At 53.5% G+C, this 21368-nt stretch carries 18 protein-coding genes; 11 read left to right on the forward strand and 7 right to left on the reverse strand.

Annotation, left to right across the window (positions count from 1 at the left end; genetic code table 11):
• Positions 1–156: 156 nt before the first annotated feature.
• Both mobB and mobA read right to left on the reverse strand, forming a co-directional pair.
• Positions 157–663 (reverse strand): molybdopterin-guanine dinucleotide biosynthesis protein MobB, encoded by a 507-nt coding sequence (gene mobB / locus NR195_RS20405; RefSeq protein WP_033786512.1) that lies wholly within the window; start codon positions 661–663, stop codon positions 157–159.
• Position 664: 1 nt separating this feature from the next.
• Positions 665–1231, reverse strand: a complete 567-nt coding sequence (gene mobA, locus NR195_RS20410) for a molybdenum cofactor guanylyltransferase MobA (protein WP_122457449.1) — start codon at positions 1229–1231, stop codon at positions 665–667.
• A gap of 44 nt (positions 1232–1275) precedes the next feature.
• On the opposite strand from mobA, the gene NR195_RS20415 reads away from it, so the two are divergent.
• The 4 genes from NR195_RS20415 (at position 1276) to polA (ending at position 6404) form a co-directional block, all read left to right on the forward strand.
• Positions 1276–1551 (forward strand): YihD family protein, encoded by a 276-nt coding sequence (locus NR195_RS20415; RefSeq protein ID WP_003850728.1) that lies wholly within the window; start codon positions 1276–1278, stop codon positions 1549–1551.
• 45 nt (positions 1552–1596) lie between these two features.
• The gene (locus tag NR195_RS20420) at positions 1597–2583 is read left to right on the forward strand and encodes a serine/threonine protein kinase (protein ID WP_010258460.1); all 987 of its coding nucleotides are present in this window, start codon (positions 1597–1599) and stop codon (positions 2581–2583) included.
• Between the two features lie 26 nt (positions 2584–2609).
• The gene (gene dsbA, locus NR195_RS20425; RefSeq protein WP_010258458.1) at positions 2610–3239 is read left to right on the forward strand and encodes a thiol:disulfide interchange protein DsbA; all 630 of its coding nucleotides are present in this window, start codon (positions 2610–2612) and stop codon (positions 3237–3239) included.
• A 378-nt stretch (positions 3240–3617) separates the two neighbouring features.
• Entirely contained in the window at positions 3618–6404 is a 2787-nt protein-coding gene (gene polA, locus NR195_RS20430; RefSeq protein WP_250328035.1) for a DNA polymerase I, read from the forward strand.
• 417 nt (positions 6405–6821) lie between these two features.
• Here polA and yihA read toward each other — a convergent pair whose 3' ends face one another.
• Complete coding sequence (yihA, locus tag NR195_RS20435; protein ID WP_115758604.1) at positions 6822–7457, reverse strand: ribosome biogenesis GTP-binding protein YihA/YsxC; 636 nt, start codon at positions 7455–7457, stop codon at positions 6822–6824.
• Between the two features lie 551 nt (positions 7458–8008).
• On the opposite strand from yihA, the gene yihI reads away from it, so the two are divergent.
• Entirely contained in the window at positions 8009–8533 is a 525-nt protein-coding gene (gene yihI, locus NR195_RS20440) for a Der GTPase-activating protein YihI (protein ID WP_010258445.1), read from the forward strand.
• A gap of 233 nt (positions 8534–8766) precedes the next feature.
• Entirely contained in the window at positions 8767–10140 is a 1374-nt protein-coding gene (gene hemN, locus NR195_RS20445) for an oxygen-independent coproporphyrinogen III oxidase (RefSeq protein WP_256844860.1), read from the forward strand.
• Between the two features lie 41 nt (positions 10141–10181).
• Here the strand turns inward: hemN and glnG are convergent, their stop codons facing one another.
• The 3 genes from glnG to glnA form a co-directional block, all read right to left on the reverse strand.
• On the reverse strand, positions 10182–11591 hold the full coding sequence (gene glnG, locus NR195_RS20450; RefSeq protein WP_010258440.1) for a nitrogen regulation protein NR(I): 1410 nt from the start codon (positions 11589–11591) through the stop codon (positions 10182–10184).
• Between the two features lie 7 nt (positions 11592–11598).
• Entirely contained in the window at positions 11599–12648 is a 1050-nt protein-coding gene (gene glnL / locus NR195_RS20455; RefSeq protein ID WP_008926971.1) for a nitrogen regulation protein NR(II), read from the reverse strand.
• Positions 12649–12787: 139 nt separating this feature from the next.
• Entirely contained in the window at positions 12788–14197 is a 1410-nt protein-coding gene (glnA, locus tag NR195_RS20460; RefSeq protein ID WP_010258434.1) for a glutamate--ammonia ligase, read from the reverse strand.
• 438 nt (positions 14198–14635) lie between these two features.
• Between glnA and typA the strand changes: the two genes are divergently transcribed.
• The 5 genes from typA to fabY all read left to right on the forward strand — a co-directional run bounded on the left by typA (position 14636) and on the right by fabY (position 19577).
• The gene (gene typA, locus NR195_RS20465) at positions 14636–16459 is read left to right on the forward strand and encodes a ribosome-dependent GTPase TypA (protein ID WP_010258429.1); all 1824 of its coding nucleotides are present in this window, start codon (positions 14636–14638) and stop codon (positions 16457–16459) included.
• A gap of 210 nt (positions 16460–16669) precedes the next feature.
• Positions 16670–17266, forward strand: a complete 597-nt coding sequence (yihX, locus tag NR195_RS20470; protein ID WP_010258428.1) for a glucose-1-phosphatase — start codon at positions 16670–16672, stop codon at positions 17264–17266.
• Between the two features lie 3 nt (positions 17267–17269).
• A complete protein-coding gene (locus tag NR195_RS20475; RefSeq protein WP_010672108.1) occupies positions 17270–18139 on the forward strand; it encodes a virulence factor BrkB family protein in 870 nt (289 codons plus the stop codon).
• Complete coding sequence (gene dtd, locus NR195_RS20480; protein ID WP_033759277.1) at positions 18136–18573, forward strand: D-aminoacyl-tRNA deacylase; 438 nt, start codon at positions 18136–18138, stop codon at positions 18571–18573. The genes NR195_RS20475 and dtd overlap by 4 nt, the downstream gene beginning before the upstream one ends.
• A gap of 56 nt (positions 18574–18629) precedes the next feature.
• Positions 18630–19577, forward strand: a complete 948-nt coding sequence (gene fabY, locus NR195_RS20485; protein WP_010258423.1) for a fatty acid biosynthesis protein FabY — start codon at positions 18630–18632, stop codon at positions 19575–19577.
• 34 nt (positions 19578–19611) lie between these two features.
• Here fabY and NR195_RS20490 read toward each other — a convergent pair whose 3' ends face one another.
• On the reverse strand, positions 19612–21291 hold the full coding sequence (locus NR195_RS20490) for an AsmA family protein (protein WP_256844861.1): 1680 nt from the start codon (positions 21289–21291) through the stop codon (positions 19612–19614).
• Between the last annotated feature and the right edge of the window lie 77 nt (positions 21292–21368).

The raw sequence follows: 21368 nt of genomic DNA on the forward strand, positions 1-21368 counted from the left end.
TCAGAAGTGAAACGCCGTAGCGCCGATGGTAGTGTGGGGTCTCCCCATGCGAGAGTAGGGAACTGCCAGGCATCAAACAAGTGAAGAAGCCCCGCACGAAAGTGCGGGGCTTTTTTACGTCTGCAGATCGTGAAAAACTGCATCACAACATCCATTTCAGCGTTTCTCAAGCCAGTCAGCAATGAAGTCTGCAACGCTGTCCGGACGATTTATATCCAGAACTGGCACGTTCAGCGTTAATTTCTGGTCGCTGGCGACAGCGATTACCTGCTCATCAAGCAGTTCCTCGATCCCACCCTTGATCCCGGCCCGCCATAAAACAATTTTAGGTACGGGTTCATCTTTGAAGCCTTCGACCAGCACGACCTCAAGCGTAGCGTGATCCATGCGGCTGAGCAGATAAGGCAGATTAATCGACTGCTTTTCCGGCGTCTCACACATCAATGCCCATCGCTCTGAACTGGCCACTATCACCTGACTGGCACCCGCTTTTCTGAGCAGATAGCTATCTTTGCCTGGCGTATCCACATCCATCTGATGATGGGTATGTTTAATCAATCCTGCGCGGATACCTTTAGCGCCGAGAGTCGGTATCACCTGCTGCAATAGCGTCGTTTTACCGGTTCCACTCCAGCCCACAATAGCAAGTATAGGTAATGACATATCAGCCTCTGTCGTTCAGGTCATCAGGCGTATTGATATTGCGGAAGGCAGCCTCATCATCATCCATCCGGACAGCATGACCACCGTGGTCGCGCAGAAAATGCATAAGACGTCGTTCTCCAGCCTGAAGATAGTCATAAAGAGGTGCAGCCATCTCCCGATGAATCAGCGCCAGCGTCGGGTGATCGCGCGACTGTGAACGTACCCAGACTGCCGGCGCCTCTTCGCGTTGATGGAGCAGTTTTTCGACGAAGTTGAGAGGTATTGCAGGCGTATCGCAGGAGCAAAAAGCGGCCCATTCACCGTCGATGGCGAGCAACCCACTGTAGATACCGGCCAGCGGACCGGGATAATCATCAAAAACATCCTGAATAACCCGACATCCGCTTAACTGATAGCGATCAATATTACGATTCGCATTAATCATGACAATGTCGACTTGTGGCCTGAGCCGTTCAAGGACATGCTGATAAAGCGGCCTGCCATCCAGCTGTACTAACCCTTTGTCCTGACCACCCATACGGCGGCCCTGACCACCGGCCAGAATGATGCCGGTTAATATTGTCATGACTGTGCCCTCGCTGATGACGCACTGTGAAAGGAGAAATCTGAATGAAATGCCATCGTTTAAACGAGTTAATCGCGTTGCTGCAACCCGCCTGGCAAAAAGAGCCTGATCTTAATCTGGTCACATTTTTGCAGAAACTGGCTCAGGAATCTGGTTTCCGTGGCCCGTTAAGTGAATTAACCGATGATGTATTAATTTACCATCTCAAGATGCGTGACTCAGCCAGCGATGATGAGATACCAGGCCTGAAAAAAGATTATGAAGTTGATTTCAAAACAGCACTGCTCCGCGCACGGGGTGTCATTAAACAGGACGAGTAGTGTTATCCTTGGCTGCTATTTGCAAGGGCAACTACAGGTAACATGATGAGCGACGCTGCTTTTAACTTCCAGACATTGAATCCCGACGTGTTGCTTGATGCGCTCTGGGAAACAGGAATTCGCGTCGAATCGGGTCTGACAGCCCTGAACAGCTACGAGAACAGGGTTTATCAATTCAGCGACGACGAAAAACGCCGCTATGTTGCGAAGTTTTATCGCCCACAGCGCTGGCGTGCCGAACAGATTGCTGAAGAACATCAGTACGCACTTGATCTGCTGGCTGACGAAGTGCCCATCGCGGCGCCACTGCGGTTAAAGGGTGAGACACTGCATAGTCACGCTGGCTTCTTCTTTGCCGTATTCCCCAGCCTGGGCGGACGACAATATGAGACAGACAACGAAGATCAGATGGAGTGGGTAGGCCGCTTCCTGGGCCGCATTCATCAGACCGGGCGTAAAGCGCTGTTCAGGCATCGGCCTGCCATCGGTCTGGATGAATATCTGCATGAACCCCGGCAGGTGCTGGAGCACTCTCTGTTAGTGCCTGCATCGCTTAAAGTCGCACTGCTACAGGCTATCGATAAGCTGGGAAACACGCTGCAACAACAGTGGCACACCACGTGGCAGCCGCTACGATTACATGGCGACTGCCATCCGGGTAATATCCTGTGGCGTGACGGACCGCTGTTTGTCGATCTGGATGATGCCCGTAATGGCCCGGCCGTGCAGGATCTCTGGATGCTGATCAGCGGCGATCGTCAGGAACAGCGTATTCAATGGGATATACTGCTGGAGGCGTACAGTGAGTTCAGTGATTTTGATATTAATGAATTGTCACTGATTGAACCTTTACGCGCCATGCGCATGGTTTATTATCTGGCCTGGGTTGTCCGACGCTGGCAGGATCCCGCTTTTCCGCGCGCTTTCCCCTGGATGACAGATGAAGATTTCTGGCGCAGGCAAATTTCACTCTTTACCGAGCAGGAGAAGCTGTTGCAGGAACCTCCTCTGCAGCTGACACCGCAATATTAATGACGTAGTCAGGAGAATTTTTCACGATGAAAAAAATTTGGTTTGCACTGATGGGTTTAGTGCTGGCATTCAGCGCATCTGCTGCCCAGTTCACTGAAGGTAAACAATATGTGAGTCTGCCTAAACCTGTGGCCGGCGAACCTCAGGTGATGGAGTTCTTCTCCTTCTTCTGCCCGCACTGCTATCAGTTTGAACGTATTTATCACGTCAATGACGCGGTGAAAAAGAATCTGCCTGCTGACACTAAGATGGTGAAATACCACGTCGATTTTCTCGGTGGAGAGCTGGGGCCGGTCGTGACCCATGCCTGGGCTGTCGCGATGGCGCTGGGCGTTGAAGATAAAGTGACAGCACCGATCTTCGATGGCATTCAGAAAACGCAGACCATCACCGATCCTGCCAGTCTGAAAGAGACCTTTGTCAAAGCGGCCGGTATCTCTGCGGCGGACTATGATGCAGCCTGGAACAGCTTCGCCGTAAAAGCGCTGGTTGCGCAGCAGCAAAAAGCCGCTGCTGATGTTGATCTGCGTGGTGTGCCTGCTATTTTCGTGAATGGCAAATACATGGTTAACAACGGCGGTCTTGATACCAGCTCTATGGATAATTTCGTCGCAGACTATGCGAACGTGGTTAAATTCCTGGTAAGCCAGAAGTAATCAGCCTCACACCCCCGTTGAACGCCAGCTCTGCTGGCGTTTTTTTTATGCCTTTGAACAACGGGCCAATTTTTGTCCATCTCCAGGGCATAAATTTAATATCCACACAAGGGATCGCGCTATTAAAAATAGCGATCGGGTCACGGAAATTAAATAAGCCAATGAAATTTATGGTTTTTATTCAAGTGTCGATTATTTATTTTCCTGAAAAACAGCGCGTTATAATTTTTACGCACAAAGTTATCCACAGAACGATCGTTGCGATCCTGTCCCCAAAAGCGTGAAAAACTCCAGACGTGGCACGCCTTAGTTCACCATTTCTGCCTGGTTGTGGCATCCTTATAGCCCAACTCATAGCAACGAAGACTACACAGACTTATGGCGCAAATAGCAGAAAATCCCCTGATTCTGGTCGATGGCTCATCCTATCTTTATCGCGCGTATCACGCGTTTCCGCCGCTGACCAACAGTGCAGGTGAACCCACTGGCGCCATGTACGGCGTGCTCAACATGCTGAAAAGCCTGCTGGCGCAATACAATCCGAGTCACGTTGCTGTGGTGTTCGATGCCAAAGGCAAAACCTTCAGGGACGAGCTGTTTGAGCATTACAAATCTCACCGTCCCCCGATGCCTGACGAGCTCCGTGCACAAATTGAGCCACTGCATGAGATGGTGCGGGCGATGGGGCTGCCGTTGCTGGCTGTGAGCGGCGTCGAGGCTGATGATGTCATCGGTACGCTGGCGCTGGAAGCGGAGAAAAAGGGTCTCTCAGTGCTGATCAGCACTGGCGACAAAGATATGGCGCAGCTGGTCACGCCCGCCATCACGCTGATTAACACCATGAGCAACACCATTCTGGGACCAGAAGAGGTTGAGCAGAAATATGGTGTTCCACCCGCATTGATCATCGACTTCCTTGCCATGATGGGTGATAGCTCCGACAACATTCCTGGCGTGCCAGGCGTCGGTGAGAAAACGGCACAGGCGTTGCTGCAGGGGCTGGGCAGCATGCAGACGATCTATGACAATCTGGACAAAGTGGCCGATCTCGGCTTTCGTGGTGCCAAAACCATGGCGACCAAACTTGAGCAGAATCGTGATGTGGCGTTTCTCTCTTATCAGCTGGCGACCATTAAGACAGACGTTGAGCTGGCGCTGCCCTGTGAAGAGCTCACAGTCACTGAACCCGATACAGAGGCATTGCAGGCCCTGTTCAGTCGTTACGAGTTCAAACGCTGGCTGAGTGACCTGCAGGACGGTAAATGGCTGCAGGGTAAAAAGAGCACTACGCAGGCGCAAAAAGCGCAGGCCGATGAACCGGCCCTGGTGGCTGAAACCAGCAGCGTGTTACCGACCGAGGGTTATGTCACCATTCTGGATCAGGATCTCTTTGATAGCTGGCTGGAGAAGCTGAAAAACAGCGAAGTCTTTGCGTTTGATCTGGAGACCGACGCGCTGGATACCCTGAGCGCTAATATCGTCGGCATCAGCTTCGCGGTGGCGCCCGGTGAAGCCGCCTATCTGCCGGTTGCCCATGACTATCTTGATGCGCCTGATCAACTGGATCGCGCCACCGTTCTGGCACAGCTCAAGCCCTTGCTGGAAGATGAGAGCGCCTGGAAAGTTGGCCAGAACTTGAAATACGATCGCGGCGTGCTGAAAAACTACGACATTGAACTGGCCGGTATCAAATTCGACACCATGCTTGAGTCCTATATCCTCAACAGCGTGGTGGGCAAACATGACATGGATAGCCTGGCCGCTCGCTGGCTTAACCATAAAACCGTGACCTTCCAGGAGATCGCCGGTAAAGGCAAAAATCAGCTGACGTTCAATCAAATCGCATTAGAGCAGGCATCCCATTACGCTGCAGAAGATGCAGATGTGACCCTGCAGCTGCATCTGAAGATGTGGCCAGAGCTGGAGAAAGAAGCGGGTCCGAAAAAAGTCTTCGAACAGATTGAGATGCCGTTACTGACGGTGATTTCGCGCATAGAGCGCAACGGTGTGCTGATCGATCAGTCTATTCTGGCGCAGCATTCGAAAGAGCTGACGGCCCGACTGGCTGAGCTTGAGTTGAAAGCGCATGAGCTGGCGGGGGAACCCTTCAACCTCTCATCCACCAAGCAGCTTCAGGTGATCCTGTTTGAAAAACAGGGCATCAAGCCCACAAAGAAAACACCAGGCGGCGCGCCGTCAACCAGCGAAGAGGTGTTAGCCGAGCTGGCACTTGATTATCCGTTACCCAAAGTGATTCTGGAGCATCGCGGCTTATCCAAACTTAAGTCTACTTACACGGATAAATTACCGCTGATGATTAATCCGATCAGTGGCAGGGTACATACCTCTTATCATCAGGCCGTCACCGCAACCGGACGTTTATCCTCTGCCGATCCGAATCTGCAAAACATTCCGGTGCGTAATGATGAAGGACGCCGAATCCGTCAGGCATTTGTAGCGGCCAAAGGCCATCGCATTGTGGCGGCAGACTATTCACAAATCGAACTGCGTATCATGGCGCATCTCTCTCAGGACAAAGGATTACTGGACGCTTTTGCCCAGGGCGAAGATATCCACCGCGCGACGGCATCCGAAGTGTTTGGCGTGGCGCTGGATAAGGTCAGCGGCGAACAGCGTCGCAGCGCCAAAGCGATCAACTTTGGTCTGATTTATGGCATGAGCGCCTTTGGCCTGTCGCGTCAGCTGAATATCGGTGCGGGTGAAGCGAAAAAGTATATGGATCTCTACTTTGAACGCTATCCGGGCGTCCTGCGCTATATGGAGAACACACGCCAGCTGGCGGCGAGTAAAGGCTATGTCGAAACGCTGGAAGGCCGTCGGCTGTGGCTGCCCGATATTAAATCCGGTAACGCCATTCGCCGGAAAGCCGCTGAACGTGCCGCGATCAATGCGCCGATGCAGGGAACGGCAGCGGATATCATTAAGCGGGCAATGATTGCCGTGGATAACTGGCTGGAACAGCAAAACGACAATGCCGTCAGAATGATCATGCAGGTTCACGATGAACTGGTGTTCGAAGTCAAAGCCGAGGCGGTTGAAGAGGCGAGCCAGAAAATCCGTGCGCTGATGGAAGGTAGCGTGCAGCTCGACGTACCTTTACTGGTTGAGGTCGGTGTGGGTGACAACTGGGATGAAGCCCACTGATTCGATGCGTGTGGTCGGTTCTGAAGAACAGAATCGGCCCTGAATCAGGTATAAGAAAATCGTTTAGTTGACCGGTTTAGCGTGGTCAACGCTGGCACTGAGAGAAAGCGCTTTTCTAACTGCTTATCGCCTAAACACTTTTTTCGTCATTAAACTACATCGCAACGCTATTTTTGTGACGTGCATGGTAAAAAAAGTCCTGTTTCATGTAAGTAAGCAACAAAAAAGCCTTTGTCACCCACAGAAAATCAGGTAAAGTTCGTCGCGTAGGGTACAGAGGTAAGATGTTCTATCTTTCAGACCTTTTACTTCACGTAATCGGATTTGGCTGAATTTAGCCGCCCCAGTCATTCTGTGACTGGGGCGTTTTTTATTGGGCTTTTTGTACCGTCAACATCACCGGCACAAGGTTGCCACTCACTCTTCCGTGTCCTGATCTTCAACCGCAGGTTCAAGCGTATTAAACCAGCTGTCCAGCTTCTGACGAACCTTATCCACGCCGATTTTCTTCAGCGATGAGAAGAGCTCTACCTGCACATCACCAACAAATTCGAGTGCGGCTTCACGCACGACATTGAGCTGCGCTTTACGGGCACCTGAGGCCAGTTTGTCTGCTTTAGTGAGAAGCAACAGCACCGGAATGCCACTTTCCACTGACCACTGAATCATCTGCCGGTCGAGATCTTTCAGCGGATGACGGATATCCATCAGGATAACCAGTCCTTTCAGCGCCTGACGTTTTTGCAGGTATTCACCTAACGCGCGCTGCCACTTCAGCTTCATCTCTTCCGGAACTTCGGCATAACCGTAACCGGGCAGGTCGACCAGACGCTTACCTTCTTTCACTTCAAACAGGTTAATCAGCTGCGTACGTCCCGGCGTTTTACTGGTACGCGCCAGACCCTTCTGATTGGTTAACGTATTCAGCGCACTCGATTTTCCCGCGTTCGAGCGGCCAGCGAAAGCCACCTCAATTCCGGTATCGGCAGGCAGATGGCGGATATCCGGCGCGCTCATGACAAAGTGGGTAACGTGGTAATTCAATTCAGACAAGGTGACACTCCAGAAAACGCATTAAGGCAATGCGGGCGATTATACGCGTTATGACGCGAAAGTGCTCAATCGCATCTCGGTAACAAACTTTGTAAGAGATTTGCCATTCACGGTGCGGGTTATTTCGCTTTTTACTTTAATTACTAAAAATAAAAAAATATGTAATTCAAACTCTTATCTTAAAACGTTCTTTTTTTGAACTAACTATTTTTGACACTGACTTGAGGCTTTTACCAGTTGGTCTACATTAGTGTGCAGTGCACGGCAGCACACATCAGGATGATGCGCTCAGGGATACCAGGAGGGTTATGAGCGATGGAATGGAACAGGGTCAGGGATGCGGCCAGACAGGGATAAGGAATAGCTCAGGAGTTGAGCAGGCGCGGGATTAACCGGGATGTTACGAGCCGAAAAGGATTTAAAACATGATTCCTTCTTATGAAGGTATGAAATAAGGCGACAGCTTGAGCTGTCGCCTTTTTTCTTTGTCTACTTTCTGCTAGATTTCGCCGCAATTCTATACTGAATAAAAAAAGCCGGGACCGAATACTATGAAGCAACCTGCACGAGCTGCTAACGGCAAACCTGCCGTCAAAGCCAAACGCAAATCGCGTGACGATATCAACCATGAAGCACGCGATCGCAAACGTGATAAAAAGCATCGCGGACATGCATCTGGCAGCCGTGCTAATCCGGCGGCGTCCGAAAACAATGGCGGACGTCAGGCGGACAGCGTCAAAGATCCGCGCATCGGGAGTAAAAAACCGGTGGCCCTGATCGCTGAAGGAAAAACCGCCGCCGTTAAACCAAAGAAAAGCGCAGAAAAACCGGCAGCAGAGAAGAAAGTGCGTCTGACACCAGAAGAAGAGCTGGCGAAGCTGGAAAATGACGAACGTCTGGATGCGCTGCTGGATCGGCTGGAAAATGGCGAAACGCTGTCGGCTGAAGATCAGGGCTGGCTGGATGCCTCGCTGGATCGTATCGATGAACTGATGGAGCAGTTAGGCATTGTGATGGATGATGCCGAAGATGAGCAGGCTGAAGAAGATATGTACCGTCTGCTGAAAGGCAACTAAGCAAATTTGATCGGCATGCGTTACCCGCATGCCGCGCTTAACAGGTAAACGACAATGTTTTGGCCTGGATCAATTTTCGCGCTGCTGGCGACATGTTATCTGCTGTGGTTATTGTTTAAACTACGACGCCTGTCGCGTCTGAAGCAACGTTTACGTCGGGTCTCATCCCGCTCACCTTTTATCTCCTCTTCTTCGCGACCTTCTCTCAGACGACGTCACCGGAAGGAGTGAGCATGCCATCGCAGCAGATTGAGTGGGATCAGGCGTTAATTGAAAAGTACAATTATGCCGGCCCGCGTTACACCTCCTATCCCACTGCGCTGGAGTTCAGCGAGCAGTACGCGGAAAACGACTTCCAGCGTGCCGTGGCGCGTTACCCCGATCGTCCGCTGTCGCTCTATGTCCATATTCCCTTCTGCCATCGTCTCTGCTACTTCTGCGGCTGCAATAAGATAGTGACGCGTCAGCGTCACAAAGCGGACCGCTATCTGGATGTGCTTGAGCAGGAGATTATTCAGCGTGCGCCGCTGTTTCGTCAGCGTCAGGTCACGCAGCTTCACTGGGGCGGCGGCACGCCAACCTTCCTCGACAATGCGCAGATTTCCCGGCTGGTGGGTTTACTGAAGCAGCATTTCAGTGTGGCCGATGATGCCGAAATGTCGATCGAAGTGGATCCCCGGGAAATTGAGCAGGATGTGATTGATCACCTGCGATCGCTGGGATTCAACCGGCTGAGCATGGGGGTGCAGGACTTCAACAAATCGGTGCAGGAGCGGGTTAACCGGGTACAGGATGAAGAGATGATTTTCGGGCTGATGGCGCGTGCCCGTGAACAGGGGTTCAGCTCGACCAGCATTGACCTGATCTATGGTTTACCCCTGCAGACGCCCGCCAGCTTCGCCTGGACGCTGGAGCGGGTACTGGCGCTGAGCCCGGATCGTCTTAGCGTCTTTAACTATGCGCATTTGCCGGCGATGTTCGCGGCACAGCGTAAAATCAAAGAGGGTGAACTGCCATCGGCTCAGCAAAAGCTGGATATTTTACAGCAGACCATCGCAACCCTGACTCAGCAGGGCTACCAGTTCATTGGAATGGATCACTTTGCGAAGCCGCAGGATGAACTGTCTATCGCGCAGCGCAAAGGCCAGCTGCATCGCAATTTCCAGGGATACACGACGCAGGGCGACAGCGATTTGCTGGGGCTTGGCGTCTCTGCCATCAGCATGATTGGCGACAGTTATGCGCAGAACCAGAAAGACCTTAATACCTGGTACAATTGTGTGGAACAGCAGGGAAATGGCCTGTGGCGTGGCATCGCCTTAACCGACGATGATTGCCTGCGTCGGGACGTGATAAAAACGCTGATTTGCAACTTCTCGCTGAATTTTGCCGCGACAGAAGCGCAATGGGGCATTCGCTTCAGCGACTATTTTGCTGAGGACCTGGCGCTGCTGAAACCGTTGATAACCGATGGGCTGGTGGAACAAACCGCTACGGGGCTGGAGGTGACGGGAATTGGCCGGTTACTGATCCGCAATATCTGCATGTGCTTTGATCGCTATCTGCGTCAGAAAGCGCGTCAGCAGCAGTTCTCCCGCGTTATCTGAAGAAACGGGCTGGCAGACTTCACCAGCCCGTACTGAACCGCTTATTCCATGCCCAGCTCTTTGAGCTTGCGCGTCAGCGTGTTTCGTCCCCAGCCCAGCAAACGTGCCGCTTCCTGTTTGTGGCCCTGCGTATGACGCAGCGCAGTAGTGAGCAGCGTGCGCTCCATCTCTGGCTGGGCTTCTGACAGCAGATTCTGATGACCGGAACGCAGAGCGCGATCGGCCCACTGTGCCAGCAGCGTTGCCCAGCTGTCAGGCAGCGACTGTACCGGATTCTCCGGCGTACTGGATTCAAACAGTTCTCCGGGCAGGTCCTGAATCAGGACTTCCTGACCCGCAGCCATCACGGTCAGCCAGCGACAGGTGTTCTCCAGCTGACGCACGTTACCTGACCAGTGCAGTCGGGTTAACGCTGTCTCGGTTTCCGGATGCAGAATCTTCGCTTCCACACCCAGCTCACGCGCCGCCACCTGCAGGAAATAACGCGCCAGACGCGGGATATCCTCACGACGCTCACGCAGCGGTGGCAGATGCACACGAATCACGTTCAGGCGGTGAAACAGATCCTCACGGAACTTGCCTTCCTGTACGCGTAATTCCAGATTCTGGTGGGTCGCCGCGATAATACGCACATCCACTTTGACCGGCGCATAGCCACCAACGCGATAGAACTGGCCATCGGCCAGCACGCGCAGCAGACGGGTCTGCACATCCAGCGGCATATCACCGATCTCATCCAGAAACAGCGTGCCGCCATCCGCCTGCTCAAAACGGCCCTGACGGATCTGGTTCGCCCCGGTAAAGGCGCCTTTTTCGTGACCAAACAGTTCTGATTCAATTAAATCTTTGGGGATCGCCGCCATGTTGAGCGCGATAAAGGGCGCTTTGGTGCGCGGGCTATGGCGATGCAGCGCATGGGCCACCAGCTCTTTACCGGTACCGGACTCGCCGTTGATCAGCACACTGATCGACGAGCGCGATAATCGTCCGATGATGCGGAACACATCCTGCATCGCGGGCGCTTCACCGATGATATCGGTGGTGGGTCCGCTGACCGGCTGATTACGTGGCTGCTGCTGCTCCTGATAGTGGCTGATAGCACGCTCGACCAGCGCAACCGCTTCATCGATATCGAACGGCTTAGGCAGGTAATCAAAGGCACCCTGCTGATAGGCGCTGACGGCAGCGTCCAGATCTGAATGCGCCGTCATTATGATGACCGGAAGCATCGGATGACGCTGTTTAATCTGTTTCAGCAGCGCCAGGCCATCCATACCGGGCATGCGAATGTCTGACAGTAAAACGTCCGGGGTCTTGGTTGAGAGGGCATCCAGCACCTCGCTTGCGCTGTCAAAAGTCGCACAGCTCAAACCGGCTCCAGTGAGCGCGCGTTCAAGCACCCAGCGGATGGAGCTATCGTCATCGACGATCCAGACTATCCCTCGTTGCATAGAAACCTCACTGGCGAATAGGCAGGTAAACCGAGAATTCGGTGTGTCCCGGCCAACTGTTAAATTCTATTTTTCCTGAATGTTGATCAATCAGGCTACGGGCGATGGAGAGGCCTAAACCGGTACCGCCTTCGCGTCCGCTGACCATCGGATAAAACAGCGTATCCTGCAGCTGGGCCGGAATGCCGGGGCCATCATCTTCAATATCAATACGTGCCACCAGGCGATAACGCGTGCCGTGCAGCGTCAGCTGGAAAGCCGTGCGGGTGCGGATAATAATGGTGCCGCCATCGTCGCCCAGCGCCTGAAGCGCATTGCGCACCACGTTAAGCAGCACCTGTTCAATCTGATCGGGATCGTGCGGCAGTTCCGGCAGGCTGGGATCATAATCCCGTACCAGCGAGACATTCTCCGGCAGCTCCATCGACACCAGATTAACCACCCGTTCGGCCACCTGATGAATGCTCTGCGTGATGTGCATGCCCGGCTGCTGCGGCCCCAGCAGACGATCAACCAGATTCCGCAACCGGTCGGCCTGTTCAATAATCACTTTGGTATATTCATTCAGCGAGGGATCGGGCAGGGCGCGGGATAAAAGCTGTGCCGCGCCGCGCAATCCTCCCAGCGGATTTTTAATCTCATGGGCCAGGCCGCGAACCAGATCGCGAGCGGCCACCTGCTGGGCGTGCTGTAACTGCTCCTGACTGAGACGACGCTGATTATCCATCGGCGCCATTTCCATCAGGATTAAGCCATCGGGTAACCGCTGGGCGGTCAGCGACATAATGTGCGCGCGACCATCTACCACCAGCGTGACCTCACTGTCAGTAAATCCCTGGCCAGCCTCAAGACTCTCGCGCATCACCTCGATATTCAGCGAAAAGTAGCCGGTTAATTCCGGTAACGGCGTGCCGAACAATTTGCGTGAGCTTTGCGCCAGTAATTGCTGCGCCGCCGGGTTGGCGTAATGAATAACCAGATCGTTATCCACCAACAAAATACTGTTGATTAACGCGTTGAGAATCTGCCCTGCATCGGGCAGAGAGCCAGTTGCCATACAACGTTCCTCTGCACTAAAGAGGTGCATTTTAGTCTTTAAGCCGAAAAGAGGGCGAATGAACGGTGAATTCGCGGAGAAAAAAGCCCATCCGAAGATGGGCTAAAAGTTTCCACGGCAACAAAAAACGTCTGACCAGTTAAACGCTGTAGTAGAGCTCGAACTCAACCGGGTGTGGCGTCATGCGAACGCGATCCATCTCTGCTTTACGCAGTTCGATGTAAGCATCGATCGATTCGTCAGTGAATACTCCGCCGCGGGTCAGGAACTCGCGGTCTTCGTTCAGTGCATTCAGCGCTTCTTCCAGAGAGCCTGCAACTTTTGGAATCTCAGCTTCTTCTTCCGGTGGCAGGTCATACAGGTTCTTGTCCATCGCATCGCCAGGATGGATTTTGTTGATGATGCCATCCAGGCCAGCCATCAGCAGTGCGGTGAACGCCAGGTATGGGTTAGCCGCTGGATCCGGGAAGCGCGCTTCGATACGACGCGCTTTCGGGCTGGCAACAACCGGGATACGGATTGAGGCTGAACGGTTACGGGCAGAGTAAGCCAGCATAACCGGTGCTTCGTAACCCGGGACCAGACGCTTGTAAGAGTTGGTGGTCGGGTTCGCCAGGGCGTTGATCGCTTTAGCGTGCTTGATGATACCGCCGATGTAGAACAGCGCCATTTCAGACAGGCCGCCGTACTTATCGCCGGCAAACAGGTTCTGGCCACCTTTGGAGAGTGACATATGGCAGTGCATGCCTGAACCGTTGTCGCCAAACATAGGCTTCGGCATAAAGGTCGCGGTTTTGCCGTAAGCGTGCGCAACGTTGTGAACCACATATTTGTAAATCTGAATTTCGTCCGCTTTTTTGGTCATGGTATTGAAGCGGGTTGCCACTTCGTTCTGACCCGCGGTCGCCACTTCGTGGTGATGCGCTTCAACAACCAGGCCCATCTGCTCCATGGTCAGACACATGGCAGAACGGATGTCCTGTGATGAGTCAACCGGTGGAACCGGGAAGTAGCCGCCTTTCAGACCTGGACGGTGACCTTTGTTACCGCCTTCGTACTCTTTACCGGTGTTCCATGCCGCTTCGATATCGTCGATAGCAACGTGTGAACCGGACGTCGATGAGCCGAAACGGATGTCATCGAACAGGAAGAATTCTGGTTCTGGTCCAAACAGTACGGTATCAGCGATGCCGGAAGAGCGCAGGAAATCTTCAGCGCGCTTAGCGATAGAGCGTGGATCGCGGTCGTAGCCCTGCATGGTGCCTGGCTCGAGGATGTCACAACGGATGATCAGCGTAGAATCTTCGAAGAAAGGATCCATGACCGCCGTGGTGGCGTCAGGCATCAGCACCATGTCTGATTCGTTAATGCCTTTCCAGCCGCCGATAGACGAACCATCGAACATTTTGCCTTCTTCGAAGAAGTCAGCGTTAACCTGGTGAGCAGGGATCGTAACGTGCTGTTCTTTACCTTTGGTATCGGTAAAACGCAGGTCAACAAACTTAACTTCATGCTCGTTCATCATCGAGAGAACGTGTTCAGCGGACATACTCAACTCTCCTGGAAATGGTCTTTCATTATCTACATGGCGAGGAAACGTCGTTTCCGGAATACGTTGCGGGAAAACAACTCCCTGACCAACCTCTTCCGGCACGCTCTTCAACCGACATCTGTCTGGCGTTTACGCTTGATTTAGATAAAGCGAATTCTGTGCCAACTTTTTTGATGATGCTTAAATCGCCTTGTGGTGCACCTTTTTGTCATAAAGCGGCTGCACCACGATCGTTTTATTGCACCACTGTGGTGCTTAATGGTTATCTGGTGGCACTATTTTGGTGCATCAGACCAACTTAGTGCATTTTCTGCACCGGTAACAGGGCAAATTGGCCTCCATGCAATAAACTTTCAGTGAAAAGTGTGATCGTGTTCAGTCTTCCGCTTAATCAGTGTACAATAACGCGCTATTTCTAATGCCTGAGGCAAAGCTGTGATCGAAAATTTGCGTAACATCGCCATCATCGCGCACGTTGACCATGGAAAGACCACCCTGGTTGACAAACTGCTGCAACAATCCGGTACTTTTGATGCCCGTACCGAAGCAACAGAGCGCGTGATGGACTCCAATGATTTGGAGAAAGAGCGTGGGATTACCATCCTCGCAAAAAACACCGCCATTAAGTGGAATGACTACCGTATCAACATCGTTGATACCCCGGGACACGCCGACTTCGGTGGTGAAGTTGAGCGCGTCATGTCCATGGTGGACTCGGTGCTGCTGGTTGTAGATGCGATGGATGGCCCTATGCCGCAAACCCGCTTCGTGACCAAAAAAGCGTTCGCGCATGGTCTGAAGCCGATTGTGGTTATCAACAAAGTAGACCGCCCTGGTGCGCGTCCGGATTGGGTTGTTGATCAGGTCTTTGACCTGTTCGTTAACCTGGATGCTACTGATGAGCAGCTCGACTTCCCTATCATTTTCGCCTCTGCGCTGAATGGTATTGCTGGTCTTGAGCACACCGACATGGCTGACGATATGACCCCGCTGTATCAGGCGATCGTCGACCACGTTGCGCCTCCGCAGGTTGAGGCTGACGCCCCACTGCAGATGCAAATCTCTCAGCTGGACTACAACAACTACCTGGGCGTGATCGGCATCGGCCGTATCAAGCGCGGTAAAGTTAAGCCTAACCAGCAAGTCACTATCATCGATAGCGAAGGCAAAACCCGTAACGGTAAAGTCGGTAAAGTCCTGACTCACCTGGGTCTTGAGCGTATCGACAGCGACCTGGCAGAAGCGGGCGATATCATTGCTATCACCGGTCTGGGCGAGCTGAACATCTCTGACACCATCTGTGATCCACAGAACGTGCAGGCGCTGCCAGCACTGAGCGTTGATGAGCCAACAGTTACCATGTTCTTTAACGTCAACACCTCACCGTTCTGCGGTAAAGAAGGTAAGTACGTGACTTCACGTCAGATCCTTGAGCGTCTGAACAAAGAACTGGTTCACAACGTGGCACTGCGCGTTGAAGAAACTGAAGATGCTGACGCGTTCCGCGTATCAGGTCGTGGTGAGCTTCACCTGTCAGTTCTGATCGAAAACATGCGTCGTGAAGGTTTCGAACTGGCGGTATCCCGTCCGAAAGTTATCTTCCGCGAAATCGATGGCCGTAAACAGGAGCCATTCGAGAACGTTACGCTGGATATCGAAGAGAACAACCAGGGTTCAGTCATGCAAGCCATGGGTGAGCGTAAGGGCGATCTGAAAAACATGGATCCGGATGGCAAAGGCCGCGTACGTCTCGACTACGTGATCCCAAGCCGTGGCCTGATCGGCTTCCGTAACGAATTCATGACCATGACTTCCGGTACCGGTCTGCTCTACTCTACCTTCAGCCACTACGATGACATTCGTGCGGGCGAAGTGGGCCAGCGTCAGAACGGCGTACTGATCTCCAACGGTCAGGGTAAAGCAGTTGCGTTTGCACTGTTCAGCCTGCAGGACCGCGGTAAGCTGTTCCTGGGTCACGGTGCAGAAGTCTATGAAGGCCAGATCATCGGTATTCACAGCCGTTCTAACGACCTGACAGTTAACTGCCTGACCGGTAAGAAACTGACCAACATGCGTGCTTCAGGTACTGATGAAGCCACGACGCTGGTTCCGCCAATCAAGATGACCCTTGAGCAGGCGATCGAGTTCATCGATGATGACGAACTGGTAGAAGTTACACCACAGTCAGTGCGTATCCGTAAACGTCACCTGACTGAAAACGACCGTAAACGTGCATCACGTGGTCCTAAAGACGCATAATTGCGCTTTTAGCTGATAAAGAGCCCCGCCTGCGGGGCTTTTTTTTTGCCTGAAATTCCTGCCTCTTCAGCCGGGCCAGCGATTATTTGTGGGATATGTCGCGCTTTTTAGCTGCCCGCTGCCGTTTACGCTTTTCTCTCCGCGAGTGCCTGTTCAGCCTGCCCTTTTGCCGCTAGAGTGAATACTCCAGGGAACAGAAGGAGACACACCATGCTGTATATCTTTGATTTGGGCAATGTGATTATCGATATCGACTTTAACCGCGTGCTGGGTGTCTGGAGTGACCTTAGTCGTGTGCCGCTGGCCTCGCTGCAAAGCCATTTCCAGATGGATGAGGCGTTTGAACAACACGAACGTGGCGAGATCAGCGATGAAGATTTCGCGCTGGCGCTGTGTGAAAAGCTGGAAATCGCGCTGAGCTATGAACAGTTTGCCGCTGGCTGGCAGGCGGTATTCGTTGACGTGCGTCCGGAAATCCTGGCGCTGATGAACCGGCTGCGGCTGGAGGGCCATCGGGTGGTGATCCTCTCTAACACCAACAAACTGCATTGCGAATTCTGGCCAACACAGTATCCGGACGTGCAGCAGGCAGCCGACAAGCTCTATCTCTCCCAGGAGCTGGGCATGCGTAAACCGGAAGCCCGGATTTATCAGCATGTGCTGGACGCAGAAGGTGTGGCTGCCGATCAGGCGGTATTTTTTGACGATAATCCACAAAACATTGAGGCGGCCCGCGCCCTGGGTATTGAAAGTGTACTGGTTACTGACAGTAAAACGGTACCCAACTGGTTTGCAGGTCAACAGTAATTCATGATGTCACGTAAATTTCGTCCCGGGCTGCATGCATTCTGGTTGTGGCTCAAACTGTTGTGGAAACGCATTGATGAGGATGGCATGACGACCCAGGCCGGTAATCTGGCTTATGTCTCATTGCTGGCGCTGGTGCCGCTGATTGCGGTGGTGTTTGCCCTGTTTGCGGCGTTTCCGGTCTTTTCAGATATCAGCGTGCAGTTGAAGCACTTTGTCTTTACCAATCTGATGCCCGCTGCAGGCAACACGCTGCAACGCTATCTTGAGCAGTTTGTGGCTAACGTAAACCGGATGACGGCGGTCGGAGCGGTCGGCCTGATCGTTACCGCCTTACTGCTAATGCATTCCGTCGATACCGCGTTAAACACCATCTGGCGCAGCAACAAGAAGCGGCCGATGGTCTATTCCTTTGCGGTCTACTGGATGATCCTGACACTTGGCCCGTTACTGGCCGGTGCCAGTCTGGCGATCAGCTCCTATCTGCTGTCGCTGCGCTGGATTAACGCGACAGGCGTCACCAGCCTGGTCGATCAGATGCTGCGTATTTTCCCGCTCCTGCTGTCGTGGCTCGCCTTCTGGTTGCTCTACAGCATCGTTCCTACCCAGCGAGTGCCGCCGCGCGATGCGCTGATTGGCGCGCTGGTTGCCGGTGCGCTGTTTGAGCTGGGCAAAAAGGGCTTTGCGCTCTATGTTACTATGTTCCCCTCTTATCAGCTGATCTACGGCGTACTGGCCGTGATCCCCATTCTGTTTCTCTGGGTCTACTGGACCTGGTGTATTGTGTTGTTAGGCGCTGAAATCACCGTTGCGTTAGCCGACTATCGGCAGTTAAAGCAGCAACACAAAGAGGAGCAACGCGAGGAAACATGATTGCATTGATTCAACGCGTACAGCGCGCCAGCGTCAGCGTCAATCAGGAAGTGGTCGGTGAAATCGGTGCCGGTTTACTGGTTTTGCTGGGCGTGGAAAAGGGCGATGACAACGCGCGTGCGGAACGTCTCGCAGAACGCGTATTGGGCTATCGCATCTTTAGTGATGAGCAGGGCAAAATGAACCTGAGTGTTCGCCAGGCGGGCGGAAGCGTGCTGGTGGTGTCACAGTTTACGCTGGCCGCAGATACCCAAAAAGGGATGCGTCCCTCCTTTTCGGGTGGCGCCGAGCCCGCTGAAGCCGAGCGGCTGTATGAATATTTCAGCGACTGCTGTCGCAAGCAGGGCATCACCACGGCTAATGGCCGTTTTGCTGCGGATATGCAGGTCTCGCTGGTGAATGATGGTCCTGTGACGTTCTGGTTACAGGTGTGAGAGCGTCAGCTGAGCGGCAGGGAACTGGCCACACATCCGAGCGGGAGAAACATTACATGTATCACCTTCGCGTGCCACAGACGGCGGAAGAGCTGGATATCTATTATCAGTTCCGCTGGGAGATGTTGCGTAAACCTCTGCGTCAGCCGCAGGGGTCGGAACGTGACGCCTGGGATGCGCTGGCGCATCATCAGATGGTGGTTGATGAGCAGGGAAATCCGGTCGCCATCGGCCGTCTCTATATTAATGCCGACAATGAGGCCGCTATCCGCTTCATGGCCGTTCATCCTTCGGTTCAGGGCAAGGGACTGGGTACTCTGGTGGCGATGACGCTGGAATCCGTGGCGCGTCAGGAAGGGGCTAAGCGGGTAACCTGCAGCGCCCGCGAAGATGCTGTCGCTTTCTTCGCTAAACTCGGCTACATCAATCAGGGCGAGATTACCGCGCCGCAGACGACGCCGGTGCGTCACTTTTTGATGATCAAACCGGTCGTCACGCTTGACGATATCCTGCATCGCGCCGACTGGTGCGGTCAGCTGCAACAGGCCTGGTATGATCATATCCCGCTCAGCGAAAAGATGGGCGTCCGTATTCTGCAGTTTACCGGGCAAAAATTTATCACCACCATGCCGGAAGCGGGCAACCAGAATCCACACCAGACGCTGTTCGCTGGCAGCCTGTTTTCGCTGGCAACGCTGACCGGCTGGGGGTTGATCTGGTTGCTGCTGCGCGAGCGTCATCTGGGTGGCACCATTATTCTGGCGGATGCGCACATTCGCTATAGCCACCCCATCAGCGGACGGCCTGGCGCGATTGCCGATCTGGGCTCATTAAGCGGCGATCTCGACCGCCTGGCGCGCGGACGTAAAGCGCGTGTGCAGCTCGAAGTTGAGCTGTTTGGCAATGATGAGTGTGGCGCTGTGTTTGAAGGGGTCTATATCGTCCTGCCCGCCGATCCTGATGGGCCACTGGAAGAGGGGGGGTCCGGCGCGCGTATCAACTAATCATCAGGGCCGCTTCAGCGGCCCTGATCTGTTGTTAACGTACCTCGCCAGCCTGCATGGTCTGCTGCAGTTGCTGACTGTCGGTTGTCACCGACAAACTGCCATTAACCGTCGGGCGCAGCGGCTGATTTGCGGTTAATGCACCGTTCAGCTGCAGCTGCATATTACTGTCACCGGTTAACGGCAACGCGGGCCATCCCCAGTTCTGCAACACATTCACCGGTACAGCACGACCTGTCAGTTGCAGCGTCAGCGGACGGGCTGGCTGCTGGCCTACGGTGGCCGTCCCTTCGAGCAGACCCTTATTACTGAACGCACTCAGCTCCGTAACCTGAATCTGCTGCTGGTCAGCGCTCAGCGCAATCGACGGATGACGCAGGTCGGTGCGATTAAAGGTTGATTCTGCCGCGTTCAGGCTGAGCTTACCCGACCAGATCCCCCACTGGTGCTGCTGCGCCAGCAGCAGGTTTTCACCGGATCCATCCAGTGAGGTCAGCTGGAAGGGAAAAGCCGGATTGATGTCGATAATCAGGTTTCGGTTAGAGGTGAAGCGCGTCACCTCTACGCTATCCAGCCACGCGGGCAGTGTCGCCTGCCAGCGATCGCGCCAGTCCTGCGGCAGAGTGTATTCCAGTCCCGCCACCGCCAGGTTTTTCAGTGTCAGGCGTTTATCGCTACGCGACCAGTCACCGTCAGCCCGAATTACCCCATTTGCCCAGCGTGAACTGAACTGCGTCAGCGCCACGCCCTGCGGTGAGAAGTCCAGGTTAACGATGGGGTCATTTAGTTCGAATCCACCGTTGATAAAATTGCTGGCATTCAGCGCCAGCGAACCATCGTTACTCTGCCAGTCATCACCCTGCCAGTTAACGTTTCTCAGCGTCAGATCCAGATCCGTTACCGCCCAGTCAGGCCCCTGCAGGCGGGCATCGGTCATGTCGAGCCGCGTAATGGCGATCGAGGGGACAACCTGCAGGCTATGCAGGAAATCTTTCAGGCTACTGGTGGTCTGCAGACGGATGTCGTTCAGTCGCAGCTGATTAATTTTCCAGTTGCCCTGGGCATCGCGCTCACCGTTGCCGGTCATAGAGCCACGCGCCAGGTCGGCACCAATATTGTCAAAGCGCATCCGACCCTGGGCAACACTGCCCTGGATCAGTACGTTTTCACCCGGCACATTATTCAGCTTCATGCTGCCTGCGCTCATCTGGAAGCGGGCATCGCGACCCAGCATATCAAGGGCAGTGGGTTTCCACGGCAAAATGCCGCCATTAACCTGCTGAGCAAACAGCGGTAACGCGCTGTTGGGGCTGTCGATACGCATATTGTTGAGTTGCAGGCGATCGGCCTGAATCGGTAGCGCGCTGCCTGGCGCCAGATTGGCCAGATTCACTTCTCCGTCGCGCAGCTCAAGGCTGCTGAAATGCAGCGGATCGCTGAACTGAATCAGTGCCAGACCGAGATCGACCCGTTTCGCCACCAGAACTGCAGGCTGTCCATCGTGACCAAAGCTGAAGTCATCCAGAATGATGTGAGAGGGAGAGGAGAAATTGTGTTCAATTTTACTCAGGGAGAGATGCCATTCGGTTTTGTCACTCACCCAACGGCTAAACCAGCCTGCACCCCACTGTGTCTGCAACAGAACATAGATCACGACCAGGGTGAAAAGCAGCAGCAAAAGTAAGGTGAGGAAAAACTTTCCAATAAATTTCATAGCATCCTTCCCGAGTTAAATCCGGTGAGAGGTTGTTATGCCTGAATTACCGTTACAGCTCAACAGCCTGGATGTAA

It is taken from the genome of Pantoea sp. Ft-CA_14 (genome assembly GCF_024520875.1).
GTDB lineage: Bacteria > Pseudomonadota > Gammaproteobacteria > Enterobacterales > Enterobacteriaceae > Pantoea > Pantoea agglomerans.

Coding starts and splice junctions, on each gene's coding strand:
- mobB (WP_033786512.1), bottom strand. CDS start 663: ATGTCATTACCTATACTTGCTATTGTGGGCTGGAGTGGAACCGGTAAA.
- polA (WP_250328035.1), top strand. CDS start 3,618: ATGGCGCAAATAGCAGAAAATCCCCTGATTCTGGTCGATGGCTCATCC.
- hemN (WP_256844860.1), top strand. CDS start 8,767: ATGCCATCGCAGCAGATTGAGTGGGATCAGGCGTTAATTGAAAAGTAC.
- fabY (WP_010258423.1), top strand. CDS start 18,630: ATGTATCACCTTCGCGTGCCACAGACGGCGGAAGAGCTGGATATCTAT.
- dsbA (WP_010258458.1), top strand. CDS start 2,610: ATGAAAAAAATTTGGTTTGCACTGATGGGTTTAGTGCTGGCATTCAGC.
- yihI (WP_010258445.1), top strand. CDS start 8,009: ATGAAGCAACCTGCACGAGCTGCTAACGGCAAACCTGCCGTCAAAGCC.
- mobA (WP_122457449.1), bottom strand. CDS start 1,231: ATGACAATATTAACCGGCATCATTCTGGCCGGTGGTCAGGGCCGCCGT.
- glnL (WP_008926971.1), bottom strand. CDS start 12,648: ATGGCAACTGGCTCTCTGCCCGATGCAGGGCAGATTCTCAACGCGTTA.
- glnG (WP_010258440.1), bottom strand. CDS start 11,591: ATGCAACGAGGGATAGTCTGGATCGTCGATGACGATAGCTCCATCCGC.
- dtd (WP_033759277.1), top strand. CDS start 18,136: ATGATTGCATTGATTCAACGCGTACAGCGCGCCAGCGTCAGCGTCAAT.
- glnA (WP_010258434.1), bottom strand. CDS start 14,197: ATGTCCGCTGAACACGTTCTCTCGATGATGAACGAGCATGAAGTTAAG.
- NR195_RS20420 (WP_010258460.1), top strand. CDS start 1,597: ATGAGCGACGCTGCTTTTAACTTCCAGACATTGAATCCCGACGTGTTG.
- NR195_RS20415 (WP_003850728.1), top strand. CDS start 1,276: ATGAAATGCCATCGTTTAAACGAGTTAATCGCGTTGCTGCAACCCGCC.
- NR195_RS20490 (WP_256844861.1), bottom strand. CDS start 21,291: ATGAAATTTATTGGAAAGTTTTTCCTCACCTTACTTTTGCTGCTGCTT.
- NR195_RS20475 (WP_010672108.1), top strand. CDS start 17,270: ATGATGTCACGTAAATTTCGTCCCGGGCTGCATGCATTCTGGTTGTGG.
- yihX (WP_010258428.1), top strand. CDS start 16,670: ATGCTGTATATCTTTGATTTGGGCAATGTGATTATCGATATCGACTTT.